Raw genomic sequence first — 19314 nt, 5'->3', positions numbered from 1 at the left:
CTTAGTGAATGGGCAAAATTATTGCTATTGCGAATCAGAAGGGCGGTGTCGGAAAAACCACGACGACCGTCAACTTAGCCGCATCTTTAGGGGTTTTAGAAAAAAAGATCCTTTTAATTGATGCAGATCCCCAAGCAAATGCGACCTCAGGTCTTGGTGTGGATGTTGACAATGTAGCCATTGGCACCTATCAGCTCTTAGAGCACACCAGTAGCGCCAAAGAAGCCATTGTACAGACGAATTCGCCGAACGTGGATTTGATTCCTGCACATATTGATTTGGTGGCCATCGAAATCGAATTGGTCGATAAGGACAATAGGGAGTATATGATGAAACAGGCCATTGAGGGCTTAAGTGCCATATATGACTATATTTTGATAGACTGCGCACCTTCGCTTGGTTTACTGACCCTAAATGCACTTACCGCTGCTGATTCCGTTATCATTCCCATTCAATGCGAATACTTTGCACTTGAAGGTTTGGGTAAGTTATTGAATACCGTAAAGAGTGTTCAAAAAATCCATAATGCCGATCTTGATATCGAGGGCATGTTGTTAACGATGTATGATTCTCGGTTGCGATTGTCAAATCAAGTGGTAGAAGAAGTTAAAAAACATTTTGCCGATATGGTTTTTGAGACCATTATTCAACGCAACGTAAAATTGAGCGAAGCCCCAAGTTATGGGGAAAGCATTATTAAATATGATGCTAGTAGCAAAGGGGCATCAAACTACCTCAATTTGGCAAATGAGCTCCTACAAAAAAATAAGGAAAAGGTTTAAATGGCGAAAGCAACCAAAAAACAAGCTTTGGGCAGGGGGTTATCAGCCCTACTAAAAGACCCGGAAAACGATATTCAATCGGTGGCCGACAAGAATGCCGATAAGGTTATTGGCAATGTGGTCGAACTCGAAATCGATTCCATAGAAGTCAATCCGTTTCAGCCCAGGTCCAACTTTAACGATGTGTCGCTACAAGAATTGGCGAGTTCCATACGTGAATTGGGCATTATCCAACCTATTACGGTTCGAAAACTTGATTTCAATAAATTTCAATTGGTATCAGGGGAACGCAGATACCGTGCCTCAAAATTGGTAGGCCTTCAAACGATACCGGCTTACATAAGAATTGCCAATGATCAAGAGTCATTAGAGATGGCTTTGGTCGAAAATATACAACGTCAAGATCTTGACCCCATTGAAATCGCACTTTCTTACCAACGTTTGATTGATGAAATTCAATTGACCCAAGAAAAAATGAGTGAACGGGTTGGCAAGAAGCGTTCTACCATAACCAATTACCTGCGACTTCTAAAATTGGATCCTATCATACAAACGGGAATGCGCGATGGTTTTTTAAGTATGGGGCATGGACGGGCTTTGGTCAATGTCGAAAAGAAAAAGAACCAGCTTGCGCTCTATGAACAGGTTCTTGCTAGAAAACTATCCGTTAGGGAGACAGAACAATTGGTAAAGGAGTTGCGGGAGGGCAAAAAGGAAACCCCTACCGCAACGACTGAGGATACGACCAAAGAATTGCCTGGGTACATCACGAAAAATGTAGATGCCATTAAAAAACATTTAGCGGTGAAAGTCGCTATTACCTCATCTGCTTCCGGAAAGGGCAAAATTGTCATTCCGTTCCATTCCAAAGAAGAATTTCAGCGCTTAAAAAAAATACTATCGGGTGATTAGATTTTTATCCATTTTTAGTTTTGTACTTATGGGGTTCGTTGGCTTTTCACAAGAAAATGACCCACCTATCACAGAAAAATCGGCAGATTCCTTACAAAACAATTTGGCCGATAAAGGTGTTGTTTTTGAAGAAGTCGTGTATGAACCGGTAAAAATCAATCCATTGGCCCCAAGTAAGGCGGCATTTTACTCTGCCCTATTGCCCGGGTTAGGCCAGATTTACAACAAACGATACTGGAAAGCCCCTATTGTATGGGGTGCAATTGGCACTGGTATATATTTTTACTCTTTAAATAATTCCGAGTACAATAAATTTAGAGACGCCTTTAAAAGGCGTAAGGCCGGTTTTATCGATGATCAGTTCTTTCCACAGAATGATGGTACCGTAATTCCAGGTAGTCCAAGATTTTCGGATTCTGCTTTGCAAGATGCCCAAGAATCGGCCCAAGAAAACAGGGATTTGGCCTTGTTGGTCACCATTGCCCTTTATGCCTTCAATATTATTGATGCCAATGTCGATGCCCATCTTAAACAGTATAATGTTGATGGCCGGTTGGGTATAGACCTCAAACCCTATATGGATTTGAACCCTATTGATTACAACCCAAATTATGGCTTAACTTTGGTCGTTAAATTCTAAGTAATGAATATCGCATTGTTCGGTTACGGTAAAATGGGTAAGATGTTAGAAAAGCTAGCTGTTGACCGTAGTCACAAAATTGTGGCCAAAATTGATGAGGATACCGCAGCCATTGATTTTTCGAATGTCGACGTAGCCATTGATTTTAGCACACCCGATGCCGCGTTTCAGAACATCACCTCTTGTTTTGAAAAGAATATACCCGTGATTTCGGGTACCACGGGTTGGTTGGCCAAATATGATGAGGCATTAGCATTGTGCGCTCAAAAAAAGGGAGCTTTCATCTATGCCTCTAACTTTAGTCTTGGCGTCAATATTTTTTTTGAACTCAACATTCAATTGGCAAAAATGATGGCCCATATCGAACAGTACCATGTTACTATGGAAGAAACCCACCATACCCAAAAATTAGATGCCCCAAGTGGAACCGCAATTACACTGGCCGAGGATATCATCGAAAACTCGGGGTATGCGAACTGGACAATGAAAGAACCGCAGACCAATGAAATTGCGATAACGGCCAAAAGGGAAGGTAATGTACCCGGCACGCATGGTATCAACTATAAAAGTGCCGTAGATACTATTGAAATCAAACACACTGCCCATAATCGAGAGGGATTCGCACTGGGTGCCTTGATCGCCGCAGAATGGATACTTGGCAAAACGGGTGTTTTTTCTATGAAAGATGTGTTAAACCTAAAATAAATCGTAACAAAGACCTCTTGTTTGGGTCTAAGAAAGAAATACTATTATGAACGGCACACAATGGATCATCTTTATTCTTATTGTACAGGTCATACACTTTTTAGGTACATGGAAACTGTATGTGAAAGCAGGCAGAAAAGCTTGGGAGGCAGCCATACCCGTATACAACGGCATCGTTTTAATGCAAATTATAAATAGGCCGAAATGGTGGGTACTCTTATTGTTCATTCCCATCATCAATTTATTGATGTTCCCTGTGGTTTGGGTAGAGACCATACGCAGTTTCGGCAAAAACAAAATGCTTGATACTTGGCTGGTCATTCTGACACTCGGTTTTTATATCGCCTATATCAATTATGCTGAAGACGTAAAACATATCGAAGACCGGGATCTTAAACCCAAAACCGGGCTTGGGGAATGGGTAAGTTCCATCGTATTTGCCATAGTCGCCGCTACCTTCGTACACACCTATTTTATACAGCCCTATGTTATCCCTACGGGGTCTTTAGAACGAACACTTCGGGTCGGGGATTTTTTGTTCGTCAGTAAGTTCCATTTTGGGGCAAGAACACCTATGACGGCTATTGCTGCACCAATGGTCCACGACACCTTGCCGTTGTTAAAGAGAAAATCGTATCTGAACAAGCCGCAAATTCCTTACTTCAGATTGCCAGGATTCCAAACTCCCCAAAAAAACGATATTGTAGTATTCAGCTGGCCCGCCGATACGGTACAGCAGTTTTTTGTAAAATCAAAAGGCGTCGAAAAACCGATTGACAAAAAATCAAACTATGTAAAAAGATGCGTTGGTACCCCAGGGGACTCTTTGGCCATCATCAACGGAAAGGTTCATATCAATGGGGAACCACTTCAGCTATCAGACAGGGCAAGGGTAATGCAAAATTATATAGTTTACGCGCAAAAAGGAGTCTCTAGCAGACTGCTTCGCGAAGTGGATGCCTCAGATTATATTCGAATCTACAAGCCTAAGAACATTGACCAAAATCAACTTAACGCGTTAAGGGCGAACGGCATTGCCGTAGGGGCCGATGAGAATGGTCAAGCTACTATTTATACGGATGAGAAAGGATTACCGACCGAATTCATTCGGCAGTTACGACTTTCGCTAACAGAAGAGACCCCAAGGGAAAGAGTTGCAAATATGACCCTTCAAATGGTGGCACAGCTCAAAAAGAACCCGGGCATTGACTCCGTTGTAATGGAGAACATACCCAAAGGGCAACCAGGAACCAATGTTTTTCCGCAAAATCCGTATTATCGTTGGAATGTGGATAATTTTGGTCCTATCTATATTCCAGAAAAGGGGGCAACGGTCGAAATCAATAAAAAGACCATCCCGCTTTACAAGAAAATCATTCGTGATTACGAGCACAATACGGTCAAGGTTGAAGCTGATCGCGTACTTATCAATGGTAAGGAAGCAAACTCATACACTTTTAAACAAGGGTATTATTGGATGATGGGTGATAATCGAGACCATTCTGAAGATAGTCGGGCATGGGGCTATGTAGCTGAAGATCATATTGTGGGTAAACCGGTTTTCATCTGGTTGAGCTTTGATAATTTTCAAGATGGAATTCGATTTAATGAGAAGTTTCGCTGGGATCGCATGTTCACGACCGTAGGTGGAAGTGGGGAACCCGTATCATACTTTAAGTATTTTCTTATCGCACTCGCAGGTTATTTTATTTTCGACTTTTTTAGAAAAAAACGAAAGAAAGAAGCATCATAATTCTATTTTGAAAGCACTTTTACATCCTACCTATTTTCCAAATATCGCCAGTCTAACAGTACTGGTACAATCTGAATTCATTTGGGAGGTATGGGATAATTACCAAAAACAGACCTTTCGAAATAGGTGTCATATCACTACCGACCAAGGCAGGCATACGTTGACCATTCCCATAAAACATACGGGAGGGGATAACGGGCGACAGAAATATAAGGAGGTTCGAATTGACAATAGCGTGAATTGGCAGAGACAACATTGGCGTACTTTACAGACCGCCTATCGCACCTCACCGTATTTTGAATTTTATGAAGATCATCTCGCCCCATTGTATACAAAAAAGTATGATTTTTTGATGGATTTCAATTTTGATACCATTGCTTTTTTGTTAGAGCATATTTCGGTCGAGACTTTTGGTTTAAAAACAGGAACTTTCGAGACAAATCCTGCCCAAGTAACGGATTACAGGGCACTTGCCACTGCCAAAAAAGGAAATATCTTTTCAAATACCCCTTATATTCAAGTATTTGATGACCGTAACTATTTCGTTACCAACGCAAGTGGTATCGATTTGCTTTTTAATGAGGGTACGAATGCACTGAATTACCTGCAACAACTAAGACCGCCTTCTTTGCATGATTAGGCTTTTCGTTCATTATGGCATTCATTTTTTAGTGCCGATTGGAATAGGCCTCTACTTTTTCAAAACCAATAGGTTGAAGGCCATCCTTATTTTGTTAGGCGGAATCCTGATAGATATCGATCATTTATGGGCTACCCCTATTTTTGATGAATATCGTTGTAGTATCAATTTTCACCCACTTCATAGTTATTATGCAATAGGTATCTATATTTTACTTTTTACCTTAAAGAAAACGAGAATTTTTGGATTGGCATTCCTCATCCACATTATAGCGGATTTTGTCGATTGCCTATTTATAAGCTTCCAAACGCAATGACGCCATTATGGGGTAATGATCTGAATATTCAACATCGTAGTTTTTATGCCCGGTTATCTTGAAATTGTCATCGGCGAATATATAATCAATACGCATGGGCAAATCGAATAACTCATAGGTCCTTCCAATTCCCTTTCCTTGCTTTAAAAAAGAATCTTTCATATTTGCTCGAATCGTTCGGTAAACATTTGAGAACTGGGTATTATTAAAATCCCCCATTATCAACGTGGGATACTTACATTTTTTTCGATGTTGATCAAGTTTAACGGCCTGATCATATTGCATATCAAAAGTTTCGGCGATTCGTTTGAAGGTCTCTTTGGTCTGCTTTTCTTGTGTGATTATGTTCGAATTGGGAACAATCTTATACGACTGTAAATGAACATTGTATACCCGTATGGTGTCTTTTTGAACGAGTATATCAGCAAAAATGATATTGTTTACCGTATTGGGCAACTCTAATGACCCGTTCCCTACGATCGGGAATTTTGAAAAAATGACTTGTGTAGCCCTTGGTCTACCGGTAATAGGGGTTTCCGTTCTGAATGGATACTGTCTTAGCTGTCTATGGCGTATCCTACTATGTTCTTGTAAGCACAATATGTCTGGATCTTCATCCCTTATAAATTCAATGATTTTATCCCCGATTCCGGGCTTTTTTATCCACTCATTTTTATTAAAACCCCAAACATTGAATGTAAGTACCTTTAATTCATCTTCATTTTTTAAGTCATTATCTTGGGAATTAAACCTATAAAAAGAACCAAATACCAAATAAGAGATTATTAGGGCCGTGAATGATAGCAGTGCCATTCTTTTTCGTTTCGCCAACCAGTAAAGAACAAAACCAAAGTGTAATCCGACCAAGATAGGGGTAAAAAGACTTAAAACCGCTATATAATTGAAGAGCTCAAAATAATATGACATCAACAGTAAAAGCAAAACTATCGTCAAGAAGACATTGAAACCAACTAAAAGTCCGTGCCCGATTTTATGTATTTTCAACCCTTAATCCTCTTTACCAGCTTTGAACAAAAAATCTTTTTCGGCTTGAGATAAACTCTCATATCCTGATTTACTGATTTTATCTAAGATACTATCAATTTTACGCTGATGCGCTTCTTTATCATAATCTACGGTTCTTGATGTGCGCCTTGTGGTATTTTTTTTATAAACGGTCTTCAACGGACCTTTTTTTTCCCTTGGCCTGAATAAACCACCTAAATAGGATAAAAGTTTGATAAAACCTTCTCCGATATCGGTTCCCTTCATTAACTGCCGCGCATAAACATAACCCAGGATCGCCCCACCGATATGGGCAAGCATACCGCCGACATTTTGACCCATCGAAAGGGTCAATACGTCTTTTAAGATCACGAATATGCCCAACTGCCAAAGTTTGATATTGAAAAAGATGATTCGAATCTCTTGATTGGGAATATAGGCACAGGTAAAGATCAATACCGAAGTTACACCGGCCGAAGCCCCTAACAATACCGCATTGGTATCGGAAAGTGTCGGAAAAATGTTGTAACCCAACATGAACAACAGACCACCACTGATCACCCCTAAAAAATATACCGCAATAAAACGTTGTTCATTGAACAGGTTAAGAAAGATCCTACCAAAAAAGTACAACAATAACATATTCCAGAAAATATGCCCAAATCCGGCATGGATGAAGGCATAGGTCACCAATGTCCATGGTTTTGACAAGAACCTGAGCAAATCTTCAGGTAATTCAAACCAAGTTAGAATTGAATTACTTGACAATCCGAAAAGTACGGGAATAAGATTGGCCAATAGAAAAATAGCTACGTTGATGGCTATTAACTTTTCTGCAATATTGAGCCGTGCAAATTGATATTGTAATCCTCCACTAGCCATATTAATCCCAGCGATTTTTGTTAAACTGATTTTTCTTCCAGTACCACATGATGAGAAAGCCGACGACCGCACCACCCACGTGGGCCATATAAGCGGTATTACTTGGACTGAAAAATGATTGCCCCGTGATTGCCGATATCACATCCAACAAAATGATACCCGGTATAAAATATTTTGCCTTGATGGGAATTGGCAAAAATATGAGCATCAACTTCGCTTCTGGGTTCATCATACCGAAAGCGGCCAAAATACCCATAATGCAGCCAGAAGCACCCACCATACGTGCTAAATAGGCATCTAGATAGGTAGCAGTGGTCTGCGAATTCAACATGTTCTTTTGTACATCTGACAAACCTTCGGTAAACTGTCTTGAATTGACGACATCCATAACCATATCTTCTGTCAGCCCCACATTTAAAAGTGCTTCTTGAGCAGGTAAAAAGCTAAAGTAGTAGAAGGCCAATTGAAAAAGTACTGCCCCCAGCCCTGCCGAGAAATAAACGAATAAAAACCGGTTTTTACCCAATGCTTGTTCTACCGGACCCCCAAACATCCACAGGGCGAACATATTGAAACCAATATGCGCAATACCCCCGTGCATGAACATATGGGTCACGATTTGCCATAACCCAAAATTTTCGTTCTTAGGAAACCATAGTGAAAACCACTGGTACATCTGCTCTGCATATAATTGGGTCGCCAAAAAGAATAATACGTTGATTATCAAGATATGCTTTACAGCTTCTGTTATTCTCAGCATCTATATAAATTTTTTTTCTATATCGTTAGTATCGATAGTTACATATATCACTTTATTGAAGGGGTCCAGTTTCGATTCTTCGCACCCGAATAAATCATTGACCAAGGCCATTTGGGAATCAGGGTCAAGTGGTTTTCCATTTTTAATGGCTAATGTACTACAAAGACTTTTGGCCATGATATCCGATTTCACTACGCCCCTATCCGCACCATGTACTTTCCCATGGTTACGCAATAGTTCATTAAAGACGGCACCAATTGAACTTTCGGTCATTATATTCGGTATACCCGTTATCGTCAATTTTTCATCATCGACAAACTTGATGTCAAAACCTAAGGCAATTAAATCTTCATGTATTGCCCGTAATATGGCAATTTCAGCCCTTGTAAAACCAAGTTGCTGTGGAAACAGCAATTGTTGGCTAATGCCTTTTTTCGTGCTATCGGTATTCAAGAACTTTTCATAGAGCACCCTTTGGTGGGCCCTATTTTGATTGATACATAATAAACCCGACTTAATAGTGGTAACAATGAACTTTCGATGCAGTTGAAATGTTTTTTGCTGTGATTCGAACCCTGTTTCATCTTTGTCAAAAATCTCCAATGCCTCTGTACTGGTTTCAAAGTGTACACTGCTAAAAGGTGCATCGAGATCATCTTGACCCTTATACAGGTCCTCCCAACCTTTAACCTGTTGTTTCTGATATGATGGGGCTGATCTACGATTGGGTGATTGCTTGGTTTCAAAGGGATTAAACCCAGCATCTACGACAACCGTTGGCAAAATACCTTCCTTATTACGGTAGTTATAAGGAGTGTCTAAATTTTTATCATGTTCAAAATCCAATGCAGGTATGACATTAAACTGACCGAGACCGTGTTTTATGGTCGATCTCAAGATGGCGTACAGGGTATTCTCATCATCAAACTTCACCTCTGTTTTCGTAGGGTGGATGTTAATGTCGATTGATGAAGGCGAAACCTCTAAAAACAAAAAATATCCAGGATGGGTATCAGACTTGATAAGACCTTCAAACGCGGCATTGACCGCATGATTCAAATATGGACTTTTAATGTATCTACCATTGGCAAAGAAAAATTGAGCCCCCCTACCCTTTTTGGCAAATTCAGGTTTACAGATAAAACCCGAAATATTGACTACGGCGGTTTCTTCCGTTACCGGAACCAACCGTTCATTCATTTTCGCTCCAAAAACATGCACGATACGTTGTCGAAAATTACCATGGGGCAAGTTGAACAGTTCTGAACCATTATTATAAAATTGAAAAGCCACTTCAGGATGTACCAGGGCTACCCTATGGAATTCATCGGTGATATGTCTCAACTCGACTTGATTGGACTTTAGAAAATTTCGCCGGGCAGGGATATTAAAGAACAGATTCTTTACGGAAATCGATGTTCCTACGGGGGTAGCGATAATTTCTTGGGCGACCACTTTGCTGCCTTCAATCTTGATATGGGTACCCGTATCTGAATTTCGTGGTCTTGTTTGTAGGTCTACATGTGCCACTGCAGCGATAGAAGCCAAGGCCTCGCCCCTAAAACCCTTGGTATTTAAATTGAATAGATCTTCGGCCCTTGCTATTTTTGAAGTGGCATGACGCTCAAAAGATAGCCTTGCATCAGTCTCGCTCATTCCACTACCATCGTCAACGACCTGTATCAGGGCTTTACCGCCGTCTTTTACGATTAACTTTATGCTTTTCGCACCTGAATCAAGCGCATTCTCCAAAAGCTCCTTGACCACCGAAGAAGGGCGTTGTACCACTTCACCAGCTGCAATTTGATTGGCAACATGATCTGGTAAGAGTTTTATAATGTCAGCCATTAGCGTCTAAAGAATATGGATAGGTCGAAATCGATTATGAAAAGAAAAACCAAAACCAAAACCGTTACTATGACCCAAAATCGAATCCTTAAATTTTTATCGCCTTCCCTTTTCAAATCTTCAAAGGCAGAGGAAAACTTATTTTTTAGGCCTCTTTGACTGTTGGCGGTACTGCGATACTTATCCAGTTTGTGCTCAATTTTATAAGGACTACCCTCGCCCTCATAATATCGGGGCTTGTAGTCGAAAGTCCTGTTTCTTCTTAGTTTTAAAAAATTTCGCATAGTACCTGAACCGTCCTACCCAAAGGTACTTAAAAACAAAAAAAGCGGTAACGCTAGGTTCACAAAAAATGTTAACACTGTGGTTATTTAAATATGAAAAGACGGCTAAACTTACATTAGTTACCCAGTGATGCCATTTTGATGGCGGCTATGGCCGCTTCAATACCCTTATTGCCATGCTTTCCACCACTTCGATCAATGGACTGTTGAAGGGTATCGTCTGTAAGTACACAAAAAATAACGGGAATGTCTCGTTGAACGTTCAGGTCTTTTATACCTTGTGCGGTAGCACTACATACGTATTCAAAATGACTGGTCTCCCCTCGAATTACACTACCGATGGCGATGACAACATCGACCTCTTGGGTATCAATCATCTTTTTACAACCAAAGACCAATTCATAACTGCCAGGAACATTCCAGCGTATCATATGTTGTTCTTGGGCCCCACAATCCAAAAGTGCCTCCCTTGCCCCTTGAAAGAGTGGCTCTGTAATCGTACCATTCCATTCTGACACAACAATACCGATTCTTAAATCTTTGGCACTAGGTATCGTAGCTTTATCGTATACCGATAAGTTTTTGTTTACTGTAGCCATAACGCCACTTAGTTAACAGAACCGATTAAGGCGTCTATATTATTGGCTTGTTGTGCCGTGGGAAACTCTTCTTTAATACGCTCAAAATACGTTGCTGCCCGCTCATTATACCCGAGCTCCATCGCTATAATACCAGCTTTGTAAAGATATTTCGGCGTAGTGAAGTCATTCGTACCATGACCATGGGCGATAGCCTTATCATAATAATCCAAAGCATCCTCATTTTGATTCAATTGTGAGAATGCATCACCTATGGCCCCTTTTGCCAAAGCACCCAATATGGCATCATCTGATGAAAATTGTTCTAAATATGTTATGGCCTCTTGGTAATTCTGTTGGTTTAAATAGGCCATACCGGCAGAGTACGAAGCCAAATTGGCTGCTTTTGTGCCGCTGTACTCCTCAATAATATCCAAAAAACCATATTTACCCTCGGCACCATTCAACGACAGGTTCAACAAAGAATCTTTTGCAGTTTCATTTGCCATGGCCTGTTCAAAATATTGCTGTGGATAATACAGTTCATTGGCCGCACTTGCTTCTTTAGGTTTTTGAATGAACTGATTGTAGGCCAAATACCCTAAAATGCCTACAGCTACTGCGACGATAACCCCCAAAATATAATTTTGGTTTTTGGAAACCCATGCCTCGGTCTTCGAAGCACTCTCGTCTAACGTGCTAAATACCTCAGCGGTAGTGCTATTCTGCTCATCCAGCGCTATCTCTTCTTCTTTATTCTTTGGTTTAAAGCCCCGTTTTTTATATGTAGCCATTCTAATTTTTATTAATCGCGCAAAAATAAAGTTTTTATCCAAAACCGAAAGGTAAATTATTCGTTATTTTTGGAATCTTTGCCATAGAAAAATCCAATAGATTTAAAGGGTTATATGTTTTTAAAGCACTTATCTTTAATCAATTACAAAAATTTTACTTCGCACAACCTTGAATTTGACCCCATTATCAATTGCCTGGTCGGAAAAAACGGTGTAGGTAAGACCAATATACTCGATGCCATATACCACCTGTCTTTCGGCAAAAGCTATTTCAATCCGGTAGCTACCCAAAACATAAAGCACGGAGAGGATTTTTTCGTAATTGAAGGGGAATTTGAAAAGGATGATCGTACCGAAAAAATCGTCTGTAGTTTTAAACGAGGGTTAAAAAAAGTCATTAAACGAAATGGCAAGGCATATGAAAAGTTTTCTGACCATATTGGGTTCTTGCCCTTGGTCATTATTTCACCAGCCGATCGTGACTTAATTACGGAAGGTAGTGATACCCGACGGAAATTCGTGGATGGGGTAATCTCGCAATCCGATAAAGCTTATTTGAAAGTCTTGTTAAACTACAATAAGGTACTTACCCAACGTAACTCGTTACTCAAGTATTTTGCACTCAATCGAACCTTTGATAACGACACCCTCTCGATATACAATGAGCAATTGCACAGGCTAGGCACTGAGATCTTTGAAAAAAGATCTCAATTCTTGAATAAGTTCATTCCCATCTTCAAAACACAATACGAAAACATATCGGGTAACGAAGAAGCTGTTTCCCTGGGCTACCAAAGCAAGTTATATGACAATGACCTCGCCTCCCTTCTTGTTTCGAATTTGGATAAGGACAGAAGCCTTCAATACACAAGCGTAGGCATTCACAAAGATGATCTCGAATTCACCATAGCTGGTCACCCCATCAAAAAATTTGGCAGCCAAGGGCAACAAAAATCCTTCTTGATTGCCTTAAAACTGGCCCAATTCCATTTCATCAAGGCACAGGCACAGACCACCCCTATTCTATTATTGGATGATATTTTTGATAAATTGGATGAGACCAGGGTCGCACAAATCGTGTCTTTGGTGGATAATGATACATTTGGACAGATTTTCATTAGTGACACCCATGCCGATAGAACGGAAAATGTGGTTAAAAACATTCACCATGGTTACAAAATATTTAACTTGTAGTATGGTTCGTTTCAAAATGCTCCTTTATATTTTTTTATTGGTAGGATGTACCTCTTCGATTCCGGAAAAAAGCCTGCCCTATCTCAATGGCTATTGGGAAATAACCGAGGTCACCTTTGCGAACGGGGAAAAGAAAAATTACACGGTAAACACAAGTGTTGATTTTATAGCACTGGAAGAAATGAAGGGTTTTAAAAAGAAGGTACGACCAAAGCTTGATGGCTCATATACGACATCAGACGATGCAGAGCCCTTTACCATAATACAGCAAGGCGACACGTATATCTTACGATATAAAAACAATCTAAGCACATGGGAAGAGCAAATCACCGTTTTGAACGAAAACAATTATGTCGTTGTAAACCAAGATAATATTACTTACCATTACAAACGCTTTGAACCCCTTAAAATAGCCCCGTAATGGCAAAAAGGTATAATGATCATCAAAACTTAGGCGAGGCCCTCAATGCCTTTATCAAAGAAAATAATCTGCAAAAAGGTATCGACAAGGTCGATGTGCGCGAAACTTGGGTAAAGCTAATGGGTAACGGTGTAAACAACTACACCAATCAGGTCGAACTTAAAAACGATACCTTGTACGTTTCACTATCGTCATCCGTACTACGGGAAGAACTCAGCATGGGTAAAAGTAAGATCATAGCCATGTTGAATGAGGATTTGGGAAAGGAATTGGTAAAAAAATTAATCTTGAGATGAAAAAAAGGCCATCCGCACTATGCTGAATGGCCCTTGTATGGTATTATTGCGGTTTCTTCTAGAAAACCTCCCTTCCGGCAAAATGGAAAGCTCCTTCAATAGCAGCATTTTCGTCACTATCAGAACCGTGAACGGCATTTTCACCAATACTTGTGGCAAATAATTTTCTAATGGTTCCCTCAGCAGCTTCCGCTGGATTGGTAGCACCGATCAAAGCGCGAAAGTCTTCTACCGCGTTATCTTTTTCCAAGATAGCAGCAACAATGGGCCCACGCGTCATGAATTCAACCAACTCCCCGAAAAATGGACGTTCGCTATGTACTGCATAGAACCCTTGGGCATCGCGTACGCTTAATTGAGTATACTTCATGGCCACGATTTTAAAGCCGGCAGCCGTTATTTTTTCCAGAATTGCCCCAATGTGTCCATTTTCAACGGCATCGGGCTTTATCATGGTAAACGTTCTATTTCCTGTCATTTCCGTAAATTTTTGCGCAAAAATAACCTTTTTGACTAGGTTTACAATATTTAGTACGCCTGTTTTAGTTCTTGCAACACTTTACCATTATCCGCCATCATTTTCAACGTCGCCATTTTTGTGTCCAAATCCAATTCTATCAATCCATAGCTATTACTCGACACGACATTACCAACCCTGAATTCATTGGGTTCCCCACTAAAATTGGTATACGCATGGGTGAGTCCGCTGCTGGTAAAATCGATGAGCGGATAATCGAGTCCTTCAAGTTCCATTTTTGAAAATTCCGAGATATGGCGGTCACCAGATAAGATAAGTACACCCTTCGCCTTGGAATCCATTATTATTTTTTTCATCTTATCCACCTCGTGGGGGTGATTGGCCCATTTCTCAAAGCCATGCTCCCGTGATAAGAATTGAATGCTGCTTACTATTAAATTAAAATCCGATGTCGAATTGCTAAGTTCATCCGCCAGCCATTTCCATTGTCTTTCACCTAAAATAGTGCCTTGACCATAGGCGGTTGGGCGATATCTTCTTCCCTCGGTTTTATCTTCTACAAGCCTGGTTCGATGATATCTGGTATCTAAATTGATAATTTTGACCGACCCTTGCGGTTTTGAAATGACCTGTGTGGAGTACACCCCATTTCGTTGTCTTCGTAAGTCATTTTCCGGAACATCAAGAAAGTTTAGAAAGGCTTGCTGACTACCTTTTTTTGATTCGAATTCAACCCCGCCATCATTGATTCCGTAGTCATGATCGTCCCAAGTGCCCGTTATCAGGGTACTTTTTTTGAGTTCGGCATATTCAGGCACCGCATCTTGGTCATCATAAAAAGCTTGGATCGTTGCAACGTCATTGGTATCGGCATAAACAATGTCACCGCCCCAAATAAAAACATCAGGACCTAAATTTGAGATATCATCCCAAAATAGGTTATCCAGGCTACTTTTATTACAAGAACCAAAGGTTATGGTAAAGGTAGCTTCGGTAGTGGCTGTACTTCCTTTATTCCCTACATCGAGTGCTTTGGTCTTACAACCAGAGGCAATGCAAATAGCAGTTAAAAAAATCAGGATCGTACGCATAACTTTCATTTAAATACCATCAAAAATAAGACATATCAAATTACCGCTATATTATATTATTGTATCTTTGAGCGCATGAATTCAGCAGATATCGCTACTGTAAAGACCTTGCTTGCGAAGCCCCAAAAAATTGTGATCGTACCCCATAAGAATCCTGATGGCGATGCCATCGGTTCTTGTCTAGGTCTGGCAAAATTCTTGGAAGCCTTGGGCCAAAGCCCTGTCATAATTGCTCCAAACGATTATCCGAAGTTTTTAAAATGGATTCCCGGTAATGAAGGGATTTTAAACTTTGAACGTGAGAATTCACAATCAAAAAGACTTATTGAAGCAGCTAGCCTCATATTCACTTTAGATTTTAACCATTTGTCTAGAACAGGGCAAATGGAATCGTTTTTAGAGGCAGCGACGGCAAAATTCATCATGATCGACCATCATCAGCAACCTAGCGACTATGCGCTCGTCACCTATTCTGACGTCAGCATGAGCTCTACCTGTGAAATGGTCTATAATTTCATTGACTACTTAGAAGGGGTGCCCGATATTACCAAAGACATCGCTACCTCCCTTTACGTCGGTATCATGACCGATACCGGTTCTTTTAAATATGCCTCGACCACTAGTCAAACCCATAGGGTGGTTGCCAATTTGATTGATAAGGGTGCCGAAAACATGCAGATTCATCAAAACGTGTTCGATAACAATACGCCCGCAAGATTACATTTATTGGGTGTTGCCTTAAATAACCTGGTAATCTTAGAACAATTCAAGACCGCCTACATTACCATGTCACAAGAGGAATTGGATAGGCACAATTACAGTAAGGGCGATACCGAAGGTTTTGTGAACTATGGCCTCACCTTGGAAGGTATCATTTTTGCAGTGATTTTTATTGAAAACAGGGAAGAGGGAATTATCAAAATATCGTTCAGGTCGATTGGTGGTTTTTCGGTCAATGAGTTTGCACGAGAACATTTCAACGGGGGTGGCCATACCAATGCGGCAGGTGGCCGTAGCGACATAACCATGGAAGAAACGACCATACGGTTTGTCAAGTTGCTTGAAAAGTATAAAGATAAATTGACCCAATGAACAGAGTAATCGTAATGGTATTCGTGGTTTTGCTTTGTAGCTGTGGCGAAACAATACCCAGAAAGCCCGTACAGGTAAAATCAGGCAGTTTTTATAAGGCTTCGGTTACCCGAAGCAAAGAAATTTTAGCTCAAGAAGAAGCGGTGATTCAATCCCTCATTGAAAAAGATACAAGCCATACCTATTTTTCAAGCGCAGATGGTTTTTGGTACCATTATGAAGTTCAAAATGCCAAGGATGAATACCGACCCAAGACCAATGATGAAATCGTATTCACTTATAATGTAATGACATTGCAAGGTGATACGATTTACAAAAAAAGTACGATTGGGCTCGTACAACATGCCATAGATAAGTCGCAGCTTTTCCCTGGATTAAGAAATGGATTGAAGCTACTGAAATCAGGGGAACAAGCAACTTTTATCTTTCCCTCATCCCAGGCATACGGTTACAAAGGTGATACCAGTAAAATTGCACCTTTGACCCCGATCAAATCAAGCGTAAACGTATTGAAGATCATTAAAAGAAAAGATAGTTTAAATTAAAAATAGAGATTTCCATGAAACATTTTTTTGTTTATTTTTCCTTACTATGTATTGTAATTTCAAGCTGTAAATCAAGTAAGTACGCAGATTTAGGCGATGGTATCTATGCTGATATCCAAACTAATAAGGGTGATATCGTGGTCAAACTTCATCACGAGGCAACACCAATAACGGTCGCTAATTTTGTATCATTGGCAGAAGGCAACAATCCTTTCGTTAGTGAAGAGTTCAAAGACAAGAAATACTATGATGGCCTTACCTTTCACAGGGTAATGAAAGATTTTATGATTCAAGGTGGTGACCCCACGGCCACTGGTACGGGCAGCCCAGGTTATAAATTCAAAGATGAAATCGTTGATTCTTTAACACACTCCGGTAAGGGTATACTTTCCATGGCCAACGGTGGCCCTAAAACCAATGGAAGCCAATTTTTTATCACACACAAGGAAACCCCTTGGCTCAATGGAATCCACACTGTTTTTGGAAAGGTGGTTAATGGTATTGAGGTTGTTGATAGTATCGCCAGCGTCAAAGTACTGGCGGGTAACAAGCCCGAGGCCGATGTGATCATGAATAAGGTGGAGATTATTAGAAATGGTAAGGAAGCCAAAAAATTTGATGCCATTCAAATTATGACCGATTATTTTGAAGAAGCAGAAAAAGAAATTGCTGCAATCAAAAAAATAAAGGCGGATTTCGTGGAAGAATTGAATCAACAACTTGAGCAGGCCGAGGGAACGGCAAGCGGGTTGAAAATCTTTTCATTGAAAGAAGGCGACGGTGAAACCCCCAAAATAGGTCAAAACGTTGCGCTTCAGTATGCGGGTTGGTTAGATAATGGAGACTTATTCGATACGAGCATACCTGAGATCGCCAAAAAATTCGACAATTTTGCCCAAATCAATAAGATGCATCGCGGTAATTTTGGGCCCTTGGTTACCAAGTTTAGCCCTGATGCCCAGTTGGCACCTGGTTTTAAAGAGGGTATGTTGACCATGAAGGTCGGTGATAAGGTGCGCTTGTTCATACCGCCCCATCTAGGGTATGGTGATAATGACTATGGCCCGATACCTGGCGGTTCGACATTGGTTTTTGATTTGGAAATGGTTGAAATACAATAAACGATGAACAACTTCAACATTAAAACCCTGACTAGCATGTCGGGGTTTTTTGTTTTTTCCGATCTTGAATTCTTTATTTTTAAAGTGTGACTACAAGAACAAAGAACTATTTGGCCCTATCCATCATTCCACAAATCATTTTTGTACAATGGTTCGGCAGTTATCCTGAATTGGTCGAAAAATATTATGCTGAGGGAATTTATCCCATAATTTCAAAATTCCTGAGATTTTTATTTGGTTGGGTTCCTTTCTCTGTAGGTGATATCTTTTATACCCTTTTGGTTTTTACGGCTATTCGCTATCTCTATCTGTATGGTACTTCCATCGTAAAAAAACCGTTGGCATTTTTACGGCACCTTGGCCTAACCCTGTCCATCGCCTATTTTATATTTTATCTTTTTTGGGGTATGAACTACTACCGCCTGCCCATCAATGAGAAAATGGATTTTGATATCGAATATACCAATGAGGATTTGATAAGATTTACCTTCGACATCATAACCTATACAAACCGTTTACAGGTCAAACTGGAAAACGATAGCACCAAGGCCGTCAAGATTCCCTACTCAACTAAAGAAATTTATGCTGAAACCTTAAAAAGTTATGATCGGGCAGAAAGAGTATTTCCACATTTTGAATATAGAAATCCAAGTCTAAAAGCTTCACTGTATTCACTGCCCTTGACATATATGGGGTATGGGGGATATTTAAATCCATTTACCAATGAGGCCCAGGTCAATGCCCTGGTGCCTAATTTACGTTTACCCTCTATAAGCGCCCATGAGATAGGACATCAATTGGGGTATTCTTCAGAAAGTGCAACCAATTTTATAGGGCTATTGGTCACTTTTAGTAGCAAAGACCCCTATTTTAAATATGCTTCTATTTCGCATGTTTTGGCGTATTGCCTAACCGATTTAAAAGCAAGGGATGAGGTAGCGTTTGAGGCACTATTTAATAAACTCAATGTAGGCGTAAAGAAAAATTACCAAGAATTAAATGCATTTTGGGCACAATACGAAAACCCGACCGAGCCCATTTTTAAATCCATTTTCGATACTTTTTTAAAGGCGAACAACCAAGAAAAAGGTATTTCAAGTTACAATGCAGTTGTGGGCCTGTTGGTTAATTTTTATGGGGATTATTGGTATGAACGATAATCGAACAATTCCTGATT

Annotated in this window: 23 protein-coding genes; 14 read left to right on the top strand and 9 right to left on the bottom strand. The window is 40.2% G+C overall.

Translation table 11 applies throughout. The annotated features are described in order from the left end of the window. The first annotated feature begins 8 nt into the window (after positions 1-8). Genes AACM45_RS19765 through AACM45_RS19735 form a run of 7 tightly spaced genes read left to right on the top strand, consistent with a single transcriptional unit; the run spans position 9 to position 5748 of the window. The gene (locus tag AACM45_RS19765; protein WP_339144884.1) at positions 9-782 is read left to right on the top strand and encodes a ParA family protein; all 774 of its coding nucleotides are present in this window, start codon (positions 9-11) and stop codon (positions 780-782) included. Continuing rightward, positions 783-1694 carry a ParB/RepB/Spo0J family partition protein gene (locus AACM45_RS19760; RefSeq protein WP_339144883.1) on the top strand — a complete coding sequence of 304 codons (912 nt, stop codon included), beginning with the start codon at positions 783-785 and terminating at the stop codon, positions 1692-1694. It begins immediately after the preceding gene. Then, a complete protein-coding gene (locus tag AACM45_RS19755) occupies positions 1687-2334 on the top strand; it encodes a DUF5683 domain-containing protein (protein ID WP_339144882.1) in 648 nt (215 codons plus the stop codon). Before AACM45_RS19760 ends, AACM45_RS19755 begins: the two co-directional genes overlap by 8 nt. 3 nt (positions 2335-2337) lie before the next feature. Further along, a complete protein-coding gene (gene dapB, locus AACM45_RS19750; protein ID WP_339144881.1) occupies positions 2338-3039 on the top strand; it encodes a 4-hydroxy-tetrahydrodipicolinate reductase in 702 nt (233 codons plus the stop codon). Positions 3040-3085: 46 nt separating this feature from the next. After that, complete coding sequence (lepB, locus tag AACM45_RS19745; protein WP_339144880.1) at positions 3086-4792, top strand: signal peptidase I; 1707 nt, start codon at positions 3086-3088, stop codon at positions 4790-4792. Between the two features lie 7 nt (positions 4793-4799). Further along, a complete protein-coding gene (locus AACM45_RS19740) occupies positions 4800-5432 on the top strand; it encodes a WbqC family protein (protein ID WP_339144879.1) in 633 nt (210 codons plus the stop codon). Continuing rightward, a complete protein-coding gene (locus AACM45_RS19735; RefSeq protein ID WP_339144877.1) occupies positions 5425-5748 on the top strand; it encodes a DUF6122 family protein in 324 nt (107 codons plus the stop codon). Before AACM45_RS19740 ends, AACM45_RS19735 begins: the two co-directional genes overlap by 8 nt. Here AACM45_RS19735 and AACM45_RS19730 read toward each other — a convergent pair. The 7 genes from AACM45_RS19730 to AACM45_RS19700 all read right to left on the bottom strand — a co-directional run bounded on the left by AACM45_RS19730 (position 5722) and on the right by AACM45_RS19700 (position 11899). Continuing rightward, positions 5722-6753: an endonuclease/exonuclease/phosphatase family protein gene (locus AACM45_RS19730; protein ID WP_339144876.1), complete on the bottom strand. Its 1032-nt coding sequence runs from the start codon at positions 6751-6753 to the stop codon at positions 5722-5724. The two genes, AACM45_RS19735 and AACM45_RS19730, sit on opposite strands and share 27 nt — an antisense overlap. 3 nt (positions 6754-6756) lie before the next feature. After that, entirely contained in the window at positions 6757-7635 is an 879-nt protein-coding gene (locus tag AACM45_RS19725; RefSeq protein WP_339144875.1) for a rhomboid family intramembrane serine protease, read from the bottom strand. Position 7636: 1 nt separating this feature from the next. After that, on the bottom strand, positions 7637-8395 hold the full coding sequence (locus AACM45_RS19720; RefSeq protein ID WP_339144874.1) for a rhomboid family intramembrane serine protease: 759 nt from the start codon (positions 8393-8395) through the stop codon (positions 7637-7639). Next, a complete protein-coding gene (gene mutL / locus AACM45_RS19715) occupies positions 8396-10243 on the bottom strand; it encodes a DNA mismatch repair endonuclease MutL (protein WP_339144873.1) in 1848 nt (615 codons plus the stop codon). Continuing rightward, the gene (locus tag AACM45_RS19710; protein WP_339144871.1) at positions 10243-10527 is read right to left on the bottom strand and encodes a riboflavin synthase subunit beta; all 285 of its coding nucleotides are present in this window, start codon (positions 10525-10527) and stop codon (positions 10243-10245) included. Before AACM45_RS19710 ends, mutL begins: the two co-directional genes overlap by 1 nt. A gap of 116 nt (positions 10528-10643) precedes the next feature. Then, complete coding sequence (gene ribH, locus AACM45_RS19705) at positions 10644-11126, bottom strand: 6,7-dimethyl-8-ribityllumazine synthase (protein WP_339144870.1); 483 nt, start codon at positions 11124-11126, stop codon at positions 10644-10646. An 8-nt stretch (positions 11127-11134) separates the two neighbouring features. Beyond that, positions 11135-11899 (bottom strand): tetratricopeptide repeat protein, encoded by a 765-nt coding sequence (locus tag AACM45_RS19700; RefSeq protein WP_339144868.1) that lies wholly within the window; start codon positions 11897-11899, stop codon positions 11135-11137. Between the two features lie 114 nt (positions 11900-12013). Between AACM45_RS19700 and recF the strand changes: the two genes are divergently transcribed. From recF to AACM45_RS19685, 3 genes are read left to right on the top strand one after another with little or no spacing between them, the layout of a single operon-like run. Then, complete coding sequence (recF, locus tag AACM45_RS19695) at positions 12014-13093, top strand: DNA replication/repair protein RecF (protein WP_339144866.1); 1080 nt, start codon at positions 12014-12016, stop codon at positions 13091-13093. A 1-nt stretch (position 13094) separates the two neighbouring features. Next, positions 13095-13514 (top strand): hypothetical protein, encoded by a 420-nt coding sequence (locus tag AACM45_RS19690; RefSeq protein WP_339144863.1) that lies wholly within the window; start codon positions 13095-13097, stop codon positions 13512-13514. Then, entirely contained in the window at positions 13514-13810 is a 297-nt protein-coding gene (locus AACM45_RS19685) for a DUF721 domain-containing protein (protein WP_339144861.1), read from the top strand. The genes AACM45_RS19690 and AACM45_RS19685 overlap by 1 nt, the downstream gene beginning before the upstream one ends. A gap of 58 nt (positions 13811-13868) precedes the next feature. Here the strand turns inward: AACM45_RS19685 and AACM45_RS19680 are convergent, their stop codons facing one another. After that, a complete protein-coding gene (locus AACM45_RS19680) occupies positions 13869-14288 on the bottom strand; it encodes a nucleoside-diphosphate kinase (protein ID WP_339144859.1) in 420 nt (139 codons plus the stop codon). Positions 14289-14338: 50 nt separating this feature from the next. Further along, positions 14339-15379, bottom strand: a complete 1041-nt coding sequence (locus AACM45_RS19675; protein ID WP_339144857.1) for an alkaline phosphatase D family protein — start codon at positions 15377-15379, stop codon at positions 14339-14341. A 75-nt stretch (positions 15380-15454) separates the two neighbouring features. Between AACM45_RS19675 and AACM45_RS19670 the strand changes: the two genes are divergently transcribed. The 4 genes from AACM45_RS19670 to AACM45_RS19655 all read left to right on the top strand — a co-directional run bounded on the left by AACM45_RS19670 (position 15455) and on the right by AACM45_RS19655 (position 19297). Further along, entirely contained in the window at positions 15455-16471 is a 1017-nt protein-coding gene (locus AACM45_RS19670) for a DHH family phosphoesterase (protein ID WP_339144855.1), read from the top strand. Further along, positions 16468-17016 carry a gliding motility-associated peptidyl-prolyl isomerase GldI gene (gldI, locus tag AACM45_RS19665; RefSeq protein WP_339144853.1) on the top strand — a complete coding sequence of 183 codons (549 nt, stop codon included), beginning with the start codon at positions 16468-16470 and terminating at the stop codon, positions 17014-17016. Before AACM45_RS19670 ends, gldI begins: the two co-directional genes overlap by 4 nt. A gap of 14 nt (positions 17017-17030) precedes the next feature. Then, entirely contained in the window at positions 17031-18137 is a 1107-nt protein-coding gene (locus AACM45_RS19660) for a peptidylprolyl isomerase (RefSeq protein ID WP_339144851.1), read from the top strand. An 86-nt stretch (positions 18138-18223) separates the two neighbouring features. Then, on the top strand, positions 18224-19297 hold the full coding sequence (locus AACM45_RS19655; protein ID WP_339144849.1) for a DUF3810 domain-containing protein: 1074 nt from the start codon (positions 18224-18226) through the stop codon (positions 19295-19297). Positions 19298-19314: the final 17 nt, after the last annotated feature.

This window comes from Croceitalea sp. MTPC5 (assembly GCF_036985505.1).
GTDB lineage: Bacteria > Bacteroidota > Bacteroidia > Flavobacteriales > Flavobacteriaceae > Croceitalea.
Note: the sequence above shows the minus strand (reverse complement) of the source record. Positions and strands in the feature narration are given on the sequence as shown.